Origin of the sequence: Bradyrhizobium sp., from assembly GCF_017881085.1 — a bacterium.
Lineage (GTDB): Bacteria > Pseudomonadota > Alphaproteobacteria > Rhizobiales > Xanthobacteraceae > Bradyrhizobium.
This window is the reverse complement of record NZ_JADGRI010000183.1, coordinates 1-11,017: the sequence shown is the minus strand read 5'-3', so window position 1 is coordinate 11,017 and position 11,017 is coordinate 1. Positions and strand designations below refer to the sequence as shown.

The window sequence follows — 11,017 nt, the reverse complement described above, 5'->3', positions numbered from 1 at the left end:
CCTGTATTCCGGCAGCTTCGGCAGCGTGAATGCGATCTCTTCGGGAGCGGCGTTCAGCACGATGAAGATCGGCTCCCCGCCCTGTTCGGCCGGGCCGAGCACATAGGAGAGAAAGCGACCTTCCGGGAATTTCCAGTCTTCTTCCTTCATGTCTTCGGCCGCCGGCGTCAGCCACAATACGCCATAGGAGCCGTCCGCGCGCCGGCCGTCGAGCCAGCGGCCCGAGCGTATCTGCGGGAAGCGCCGGCGCAATTCGGTCATGTGGCCGACGAAATCGGTGAGGTCGTCACTGTCGCGGCCGAGGTTCTCCCAGCCGACCCAGCCGATCTCGTTGTCCTGGCAATAGGCGTTGTTGTTGCCGTTCTGGGTATTGCCGACCTCGTCGCCGGCCAGAATCAGCGGCAGTCCCTGCGCGAGCATGAGGCAGGCGAGCTGGTTCTTCCGCAGCCGGCGGCGCAGCGCGACGATGGCCGGATCGTCGGTTGGGCCTTCATGGCCGCAATTGTTGCTGAGGTTGTCGTTGGAGCCGTCGCGATTGTCTTCGCCATTGGCCTCGTTGTGCTTCTCGTTGTAGCTGAACAGATCGGCCAGCGTGAAGCCGTCATGTACGGTGATGTGATTGATGCCGGCGCGCGGCTTGCGTCTGTCGTGATTGTAGAGGTCGGACGAGCCGGTCATGCGGCTGGAAACTTCGCCGATCAGGCTGCCTTCGCCGCTCCAGTAGCGTCGCATCGCGCTGCGATAGCGGTCGTTCCATTCCGACCATTGCGACGGAAACGCGCCGACCTGGTAGCCGCCGAGCCCGAGGTCCCAGGGTTCGGCGACCAGCTTGACCGCGGCCAGCACCGGGTCCTGCCGGATCGCGGTGAGGAACGCGGTGTTGCGGTCGAAGCCGTTCGGGCCGCGGGCGAGCGTGGTGGCGAGATCGAAACGGAAGCCGTCGACGTGGCAGACTTCGACCCAGTAGCGCAGCGAATCCATCACCATCTGCAGCACCCGCGGATGGGTGAGATTGACCGAGCTGCCGCAGCCGGTGAAATCGTCGTAGAAGCGCGGATTGTCCTTCATCAGCCAGTAATAGGAGGCGTTGTCGATGCCGCGGAACGACAGCGTGGGGCCCATATGGTTGCCCTCGGCGGTGTGATTATAGACGACGTCGAGCATCACCTCGATGCCGGCGTCGTGCAGCCGCGCCACCGTGGTGCGGAAGGCATCGAGCGGATTGTCCTGCGAGTAGCGCGGCTCCGGCGCGAAGAACGACAGCGTGTTGTAGCCCCAGTAGTTCGCCAGCTTCTTTTCGACCAGCACCCGGTCGTCGACGAAACCATGAATCGGCAGCAGTTCGATCGTGGTGACGCCGAGCCGTTTCAGATGGTCGATCATCGCCGGCGACGACAGCCCGCCGAAAGTGCCGCGCAAATTGGGCGGCACGTCCTCGCGTTTCTGCGTCAGGCCCTTGACGTGCGCTTCATAGATGATGGTGTCTTCCCAGGGGACGTTGGGGCGCATTTCGCGCCGGCCCCAGTTGAAGGTTTCGTCGACCACCACGGCTTTCGGCATGCCGCGCGCATTGTCGCGCCGGTCGAAGGAGAGATCTTCCCGTGCGCTGCCGGTGCGATAGGCGAAATGGGCGTCGCTCCACACCAGCCGACCGGCCAGCCGCCTGGCATAGGGGTCGAGCAGGAGCTTGTTGGGGTTGAAGCGGTGGCCGTGCTCGGGCTCGTAGGGGCCGTGAACCCGGTAGCCGTAGAGCTGGCCGGGCGAAACGTCGTTCAGATAGCCGTGCCAGACGTCCTCGTTGCGCTCCGGCAATTCGATGCGCTCGAGTTCGCGGCGGCCCTGGCTGTCGAACAGGCATAGCTCCACCTTCTGCGCGTTGGCGGAGAACAACGCAAAATTGGTGCCCCGGCCGTCCCAGCTTGCACCGAGGCGCGAGAACGTTCCGGCAGACAATCGCATGCGTCAGCTTTCCGGCACGAGAAAAATCGCGGCCAAAGGCGGGATGGTGAGATTGAGCTCTGGCACGAGGCCGTCCGACGTTTGGACCTCGCCGATGTTCCCGACATTGCTGCCGCCGTAATGGGAGGAGTCCGAATTGAACACCTCGCGCCACTTGCCGGCGAACGGCACGCGAACGCGGTAATTGTAATACACATTGGGCGAAAAATTCACGACCACCAGGCATCGCGCGCGGGCATCATTGCCCTTGCGGATCCAGGCGAACACATTGCCGTTGGCGTCGTCGGTGACGACCCATTCAAAACCGGCCTGATCGCAATCCAGTTCATGCAGCGCCGGCAGCGTGCGATAGACCCGGTTGAGATCGCGGATCAAAGAATGGATACCGGCGTGCTTGCTCTGGTCGAGCAGGTGCCAGTCCAGCGAGCGATCATGGCTCCATTCGCGCTCTTGCGCGAATTCGCAGCCCATGAACAAGAGCTTCTTGCCGGGATGGCCGAACATGAAGCTGTAATAGGCCCGCAGGTTCGCGAAGCGCTGCCAATCGTCGCCGGGCATCCGTCCGATGATCGAACGCTTGCCGTGCACGACTTCGTCGTGCGACAGCGGCAGGATGAAATTTTCCGAAAAAGCGTAGTGCAGGCCGAACAGGATATCGCCGTGGTGATGTTTGCGGTGAATCGGATCCTTGCTGATATAATTCAGCGTGTCGTGCATCCAGCCCATGTTCCACTTGTAGCCGAAGCCCAGGCCGCCATATTCGACCGGGCGCGACACCTGCGGCCATGCCGTGGACTCCTCCGCCGCGGTCGTGGCTTGCGGAAAGCGGGCGAACACTTCCGTGTTGAATCGCCGCAGGAAATCGATGGCGTCGAGATTTTCCCGGCCGCCATATTTGTTCGGGATCCAGCCGCCGGCGGGGCGGCTGTAGTCGAGATAGAGCATGGAGGCGACGGCATCGACGCGCAGGCCGTCGATGCCGTAGCGCTCCAGCCAGAACAGCGCGTTCGACACCAGGAAATTCACCACTTCGGTGCGGCCGTAATTGTAGATCAGCGTGCCCCAGTCGAGGTGGCGGCCCTGCAGCGGGTTGGCGTGTTCGTAGAGCGCGGTGCCGTCGAAATTGCCGAGCCCATGCGGATCGTCGGGGAAATGCCCGGGCACCCAGTCCAGCAGCACGCCGATGCCCTCGCGGTGGCAGGCGTCGACCAGAGCGGAAAAGTCCGAAGGTGTGCCGAACCGGCTGGTCGGCGCGTACAGGCCGGTCGGCTGATAGCCCCATGAGCCATCGAAAGGATGCTCGCTGACCGGAAGGAATTCGATGTGGGTAAAGCCGAGATCCCTTGCATACCGCGGCAGCTGCTCGGCGAGCTCGCGGTAGGTCAGCCACTCGTTGCCGCCCTTGCGCCGCCACGAGCCCAGATGAACCTCGTAGATCGACATCGGCGAACCCAGCGCATTGATGCGCTCGGGCGCTGGCCCCGGATGCGGCAGTCTGGTCTCGTCCAACACGATGGAGGCCGTGCTCGGGCGCATTTCCGCGGCAAAGGCCATCGGGTCGGACTTCAGCGGCAGATGCTGGCCCTGCGGGCCGATGATATCGAACTTGTAGTGGTCGCCCGCGGCGGCATGGGGCACGAACAGCTCCCAATAGCCGACGCCGCGCACGCGCATCGGATGGCGGTGTGGATTCCAGAAGTTGAAATCGCCGACCACGCTGACCCGCCGCGCATTGGGCGCGAACACCACGAAGCCCACGCCATCGACGCCGTCGAGCGTCATTGGATGCGCGCCGAGCTTGTCGTAAAGCCGCTGATGGGTGCCCTCGCCGAGCAGATAGAGATCGAAATCGGTCAGGATGGGGGGAAAGCGATAGGGGTCGTCGAGTTCGACCACGGTATCGCCGAAGCGGGCGCGCAATTGGTAGCGCTCGGAGCCGTTCGGCAGGGCGCCCGCGAACAGGCCCGCGTCGTGGATCCGCGCGAGCTCCGCCGATTCGCCGTGCTCGCCGATCGCCTCGACGTTCGACGCTTCGGGCAGGAACGCGCGCACGACGGTTCGGTCGCCTTCGGTATGAACGCCGAGATAATGGAAGGGATCGGAGTGGCGGCCTTCCACGATCGCATAGGCCTCCGCGGACAGTTTGGTCATGAAGCCTCGCTGGTATTTTCAGACAAAATTCGGATCGCACCGGTCAGCGGCACGCGCAGCCAATCCGGCCGGTAGGCCAGCTCGTATTCGATCTCGTAGAAGGCTTTCTCAAGCAGGAAGAAGCTCAATAGGCGCTCGGCGGCTTGCGGGTCGGCCGGCCACAGTCCTGCATTGGTCCTGATCTCGCGATAGGCGGCCAGGAACGCCGCCGTGGCGCGATCGCGCCATTCCCCGAGCGCTGCGCCGAGCCTGCCCTGTTCGTCGGATGCCACCTTCAGCGCGCGCTCCAGCGCAGCCGTAGCCGAATAGTCGATCGACCGGATCAGGCCGGCGACGTCGCGCGCCGCGGGCGCCTTGCGCCGCCGCTCCGCGTGCGGCCGGCGCGGCTCGCCCTCGAAATCGATGATGAAGATATCGTCCTTGACGATCAGCATCTGACCGAGGTGGAAGTCGCCATGGTGACGGATCTTGAGGCCGTCGATATCGGATGGAAGCAAAGCGTTCAGTCGGTCGCGCAGGCCATCGCGCTGGGCCAGCAACTGCTCGACCAGCGGACGATCGGCGTCCTTGATCGCATCGCGCCGCTGCTTCAGCGCCTCGAAGACGCGACCGGCGCGGGCCACCACATCCTCGATCCAGCGCTGCACGTCCTCAGGCGTGGTCGGCTCCGGCGCGAAATCGGCAAACTCATCCGTGCCGGCCAGCGCGAGATGCATCTCGGCGACGCGCCTGCCGGTTTGCGACATGTAGCGCAGATAGGGGACCTGCTCCTCGCTCTCGGCCGGGTGTCCGCTTGACGCCAGCAGGCGCTGCTCGTCGACAAAGCGATCGAGATAGGCCGAGGTCACGATCCATCCGTCACCCTGATTTTCGACGAAGGCATGAACGATCGCGACCGCGCTTTTCTGGTCGCCCTCGACCAGTTCGACGCTGCCGAGCAGCGCCGGCGTATTGGCAAAACCCGCCACCTCGGTCAGGAACCGGCCCATCTCGATCTCCGGATTGATGCCGGGTTCGAGCTTGCGATAGACCTTGACGACGTATTGGTTGTCGACCAGCGCGGTAGAGTTCGATTGTTCGGTGTCGACGGCACGGACATGCTCGGGCGGCTTGATCGGCTTGTCGGATAGCTCGCTGGTCGGCCGGAATTCAAGCCGCAGGCCGTTCTCTTCGACGGTCAGGTTTTTCCGCAAGTTCCGCAGCAACAGCGCGATGAATATCTGGTCGGTCGCGACATCCAGCAGCGTTCCCTCCCGCGCGCCCTGGCGGACGGCGGCGAATGCGCGGGGGTTGTAGCGCTCGCGGTCGAAGCGCACCCACTCAATCTGCATCGGCAACACGTAGCGCTGCGTCACGCCGCGCTGGGTCGCCTCAAAGAAGGCCAGCCAGGGCCGGTTGTCGCCGATATCGCAGAATGGGATCGCCGAGGTCAGGACGGGATGGATAGCCTTCGGTGTACGCTCGGGATACCAGCGGGTTCGCGCCAGGAATCCGGGCAGGACGTCCCGTTCGAAGACGCTGCGGGTACGGGCCAGCGATACCCAGGTGGCGCCGAGCGGCACCACCAGCGTCTCGAATTCCGGAACCACCGTGGGCGCGACGTGCTCGGACTTGTCGCGCTCCTTGAGCTGGAACCAGTAGAAGCCGTAGGGCGCCAGCGTGATCATGTAAGGCAATTCGCCGATCGCCGGGAAACGCGTGCGGCCGAGCATTTCCAGCGGAATCCGATCCTTCCATGCGGAAAGATCGAGCTCGGTGGCCTGCGCCGACCGCGACAGGTTGGCGACGCAGAGGATGACTTCGTCCTGGTACTGCCTGACATAGGCCAGCACCGAGCGGTTGATCGGGCGGATGAACGTCATTGTGCCGCGGCCGAACGCCAGGGTCGACTTGCGCACCGCGATCAGCCGCTTGGTGGCGCTCAACAGCGACGACAGGCTGCGCGACTGCGCCTCGACATTGACCGCCTCGTAGCCATAGACCGGGTCCATGATGGTCGGTGCGTAGAGCCGCGCCGGGTCGGCGCGGGAGAAGCCGCCATTGCGGTCCGGCGTCCATTGCATCGGGGTGCGCACGCCGTTGCGGTCACCGAGATAGATGTTGTCGCCCATCCCGATTTCGTCGCCGTAATAGATGATGGGCGTGCCGGGAAACGAAAGCAAAAGCGAATTCATCAACTCGATCTTGCGCCGGTCATTGTCCATCAAGGGAGCGAGACGGCGGCGGATGCCGACATTGATGCGGGCGCGCGGATCGTTGGCATAGGTCGACCACAGATAGTCGCGCTCGACGTCGGTGACCATTTCCAGCGTCAGTTCGTCGTGGTTGCGCAGGAACAGCGCCCACTGGCAATTGGCCGGGATATCCGGGGTCTGGCGCAGGATGTCGGTGATCGGAAAGCGGTCCTCCTGGGCGATCGCCATGTAGATCCGCGGCATCAGCGGGAAATGATAAGCCATGTGGCATTCATCGCCCTTGCCGAAATATTCCTGCACATCCTCCGGCCATTGATTGGCTTCGGCCAGCAGCACCTTGCCCTTGGCGTAGGCGTCGAGCTCCTTGCGCAGCTTTCGGATGATGGCGTGGGTTTCGGGCAGGTTCTCGTTGTTGGTGCCGTCGCGTTCGCACAGATAGGGGATTGCATCGAGACGGAAGCCGTCGACGCCGGTATCGAGCCAGCGTTTCATGACTTTGGTGATCGCGCCGACGACGCGCGGATTATCGAAATTGAGATCCGGCTGGTGCGAGAAGAAGCGGTGCCAGTAGAACTGGCCGGCTTCCGGGTCCCAGGTCCAGTTCGACTTCTCGGTATCGGTGAAGATGATCCGCGTGCCCAGATATTTCTGGTCGGTATCGCTCCAGACATACCAGTTGCGCGCGCTCGACTTTGGATCGCTGCGGCGGGCGCGCTTGAACCAGTCGTGCTGGTCGGAAGTGTGATTGATCACGAGCTCGGTGATGACCCGCAGCCCGCGCCGCTTGGCCTCGACGATGAAGCGCTTGAAGTCCTTCATCGTGCCGAAATCGGGATTGATCGCGCCATAGTCGGCGATGTCGTAGCCGTCGTCGCGGCCGGGCGAGGGATAGAACGGCAACAGCCACAGCGCGGTGACGCCGAGCTCCTGCAGATAGCCGAGCTTCTCGGTCAGTCCCGCGAAGTCGCCGATGCCGTCATTGTTGCTGTCGGCAAAGGCCTTGACGTGAAGCTGATAGATGATGGCGTCCTTGTACCACAGCTCATCGCCATCGAGCGAGGTGACCGGCAGCTCCGTTGCATCGATGGAGGACAACAGGTTCATGCTGCCCTCACGCCAGACAGCGGAAGAGCAACGCGGGGTCGCGCACCGGATCGATCCGCAAACGTATTCCGCCCCACTCCAGGGGGTAACGTTCGCCGGTCATGAGGTTCTCGAGGGCAGCAACGTGACGGCGGTCGCCGGCCATGCCGACCTCGATATCGCCGAGCGGCAGCCAGAATTCATGCACCTCGCGCGACAGCGCGATCGCGGCCACGACGCTGTTGGTCTGATTGACCGATTCCTTGACGAAGGCGATGACATTGCCGTCGTCGACGGGAACAAAGCGCAATTGGCTCGTTTGCTGCAGCGCCGTGTTTTCGCGGCGGGCGCGGTTGAGGTCGCGGATATAGGGCTTGATATTGCCCGGCCTGTCCCAGTCGCGGACCTTGATCTCGTATTTTTCGGAATCGAGATATTCCTCGCGGCCGGGGATTGGTTCGTGTTCCAGCAGCTCGAAGCCGTTGTAGATGCCATAGGTCGAGGACAGGGTTGCCGCCAACGCCACGCGTGATTTGAACATCCATTCCTCGCCGCCCTGCAGATGATAGGGCAGGATGTCGGGCGTATTGACGAAGAAATTGGGGCGATAGTAATCGTGCTCCGGATAGGCCACCAGCTCGCTGAGATATTGCTCCAGCTCCCATTTCTGGGTGCGCCAGGTGAAGTAGGTGTAGGACTGGGTGAAGCCGAGTTTGGCGAGACCCTGCATGAGCTTCGGCCGGGTGAAGGCCTCCGCAAGGAAGATCACGTCGGGGTGACGAAGCTGGACGTCATGGATCAGCCATTCCCAGAACCGGAACGGCTTGGTGTGGGGATTGTCGACCCGGAAAATCTTCACCCCCTGTTCGATCCAGAACAGCACCACGTCGCGCAGCGCATTCCACAGCGCGCCGGCATCCTGGGACGAAAAATCGGGGTTGACGATGTCCTCATATTTCTTGGGCGGGTTTTCCGCGTAGCGCATCGATCCGTCAGGCCGCCGCCGGAACCATTGCGGGTGCTCCTTGAGCCAGGGATGGTCGGGCGAGCATTGCACGGCGAAGTCGAGCGCGACCTCCATGTCGTGCTGCCTGCATGCCGCGACGAAGTCGCGGAAATCCTGCAGCGTGCCCAGTTCCGGATGCACCGCGTCGTGACCGCCCTCGGCCGAGCCGATGGCGTAGGGGCTGCCGGGATCACCCTCGGCCGCGGTCACCGCATTGTTGCGGCCCTTGCGGTTGGTGTGGCCGATCGGGTGGATAGGCGTGAGATAAACCACGTCGAACCCCATCGCCGCGATATCGGGAAGCCGGGCGATGCTGTCCCTGAAGGTGCCGTGCTGGCCAGGAAGCTTGCCTTGGCTGCGCGGCACCATTTCGTACCAGGCGCCATAGCGCGCCCGCGGCCGGTCCGCGACCAGGGGAAACAGCGGCGATCGCGTCAGGTCCGGCGGCAACTGGCTCACGGCCATCGCGTTTTTCAATTCGTCGGTCAGAAGCGGCGCGGTCTCGCCGGTCCGCAGGAAATCCTCGCATTGCCTGAGGATGATTGCGGCCGCGGCATGGCCGCCGGCCTGCGCCTTTGTCAGCATGCCGGCGCCTTCGAGGGCGTCGAGCGTCAGGTCGGCGCCGGCCTTCTGCTTGAGTTCGAAGCCATGCCGCCAGGTCGCGAATTCGTCGGTCCAGGCCTCGATCGCATAGACATAGCGGCCGGGGAGGTCGGGCACGAACGATCCGCCCCAACGATCATTGCTGCTATGGGTCATAGGTTCGCGGCGCCACTCGCGGTCGCGTTCGCGGCGCCAGACCAGCGCGGCGGCAACCACGTCATGCCCGTCGCGATAAATATCGGCCCAGACCTCGACCCGCTCGCCGACGATCCGCTTCACCGGAAAGCGGCCGCCGTCGATCAGCGGATAAATATCCTCGATATGGAAGGCGCCGCCGGATGCGGCGCTCTCGACAGTTTGAGTTGTTTTGTTCACGGTGATGCCATTGACATGGAAACGACTTCCCGTTTCGTTTGCGGGAAAGGAGACGTTCCGAACATATATAGAAAGCCACTGGCCGGGCATTGGTTCCCGGGGAACGCCTGGGCGGCCTTGGAGTTAAACACGGCTATCCTATTCCTGCATCTAAGAATTTCGCGACGGCTCCCGCTGTTGCGTGCAAACCGCGTGCCGAATGGACCTTTTCACCAAAGCCAGAGAATTGGGAATTCAGACCGAGTTTATCGACGGTCAGGGTCACCGGCATGTGACGGACGAAGTCGCGCTGAAGATCATCCTCGGTGCCCTGCCGTCCGGGATACCCTACCGGCTGCTCGGTGGCGCGGTAGTGGTCCGGTCCGGCCGGCCGTCGCGGACGGAACTGAGCGAGGCTGCCACGTTTCCGCTGCGCTGGAAAATCGTTGCGGGTCTTAAGGTTATCGCGGAGGGCGAGACCCGCGATCGCGCCATCGTCTGGCCACAGGGTCTGCCCGTCGGCTCGTACCGGCTGCACCTGACCGATGCCGCCTCACTCACGGAGGAGGCCCCCCTGATCGTCTCGCCGCCAAAAGCCTTCGGCGGCGATTTCGACCGCTGCTGGCTGTTGGCGGTCCAGCTCTACGGCATCCGTTCGGCGCGCAATTGGGGGATCGGCGATTTCACCGACCTCGAAGGGCTGATCGAACTCGCGCGACATCTGGGCGCGGATGGCGTTGGCCTCAATCCACTGCACGCACTGTTCGACGACCGCCCCGGCGATTGCAGCCCGTATTCGCCGAACAGCCGGCTGTTTCTCAATGCGCTCTATATCGATGTCGAAAGGCTGCCGGGATTTCAGCGCGCGTTCGAGAGCACGGGCACGGTAGCCCGGCAGAGAGCAAGCGATATCGTCGACTATGCCGGGGTCGCCGAGCTGAAATGGCGCGCGCTGCGCTTCGCCTTCGATTCGTTCACGGCCAATCCCAATAGTGAGCGCCGGCAGGATTTCGAGAAGTTTCGCGCCGAGCGCGCACCGCTGCTGTCACGCTTCGCCTGTTTTGAGGTGCTCCGGCACAAATTCAACAAGCCTTGGTGGGAATGGCCCGAACCATGGCGGCAGCCCGATGAGGCCGGATGCGCCGGCTTTCGCGAGGGGCCGGATGGAGCCGAGATCGAATTCGTCGAATTCGTGCAATGGATCGCCGACCGGCAGCTGCGCGCCTGCCGGGATCACGCAACCCGGCTGGGCATGAAGGTCGGTCTCTATCTCGATGTCGCCGTCGGCGTTCAATGCGATGGATTCGACGCCTGGAACGAGCAAACCGCGATTTCGCGTCACCTCGGTGTCGGAGCGCCTCCCGATCCCCTCAACACCGCGGGCCAGAACTGGGGCCTCGCCGGCTTCAACGCCGCCGGTCTCGAAATCCAGTCCTTCGATCCGTTTCGGGAGATGCTGCGGGCCTCAATGCGCTATGCGGGCGCGATCCGGCTCGATCACGTGCTGGGCCTGAAGCGGCTTTATCTGGTGCCGCACGGTTTTGCCCCCGACAACGGCGTCTATGTGCAGATGCCGTTCGAGGCGCTGCTGGCGGCGACCGCGCAGGAGAGCGTGGCGCATCGCTGCGTGGTGATCGGCGAAGATCTCGGCACCGTGCCGGAAGGC

The 11,017-nt window shown here is 63.4% G+C and carries 5 protein-coding genes; 1 reads left to right on the top strand and 4 read right to left on the bottom strand.

Features of this window, described 5'->3' with window-relative positions:
- The 4 genes from glgX to QZ213_RS17405 all read right to left on the bottom strand — a co-directional run.
- Positions 1-1,959 (bottom strand): glycogen debranching protein GlgX (gene glgX, locus QZ213_RS17420; RefSeq protein WP_291687333.1); only part of this gene is annotated, 1,959 nt, incomplete at its 3' end.
- 3 nt (positions 1,960-1,962) lie between these two features.
- Entirely contained in the window at positions 1,963-4,110 is a 2,148-nt protein-coding gene (gene glgB, locus QZ213_RS17415; protein ID WP_291687332.1) for a 1,4-alpha-glucan branching protein GlgB, read from the bottom strand.
- Positions 4,107-7,409, bottom strand: a complete 3,303-nt coding sequence (gene treS / locus QZ213_RS17410; protein WP_291687331.1) for a maltose alpha-D-glucosyltransferase — start codon at positions 7,407-7,409, stop codon at positions 4,107-4,109. The genes glgB and treS overlap by 4 nt, the downstream gene beginning before the upstream one ends.
- A gap of 7 nt (positions 7,410-7,416) precedes the next feature.
- Complete coding sequence (locus QZ213_RS17405; RefSeq protein ID WP_291687330.1) at positions 7,417-9,372, bottom strand: alpha-1,4-glucan--maltose-1-phosphate maltosyltransferase; 1,956 nt, start codon at positions 9,370-9,372, stop codon at positions 7,417-7,419.
- Between the two features lie 199 nt (positions 9,373-9,571).
- On the opposite strand from QZ213_RS17405, the gene malQ reads away from it, so the two are divergent.
- A partial coding sequence (malQ, locus tag QZ213_RS17400; RefSeq protein WP_291687329.1) for a 4-alpha-glucanotransferase occupies positions 9,572-11,017 on the top strand: 1,446 nt, incomplete at its 3' end.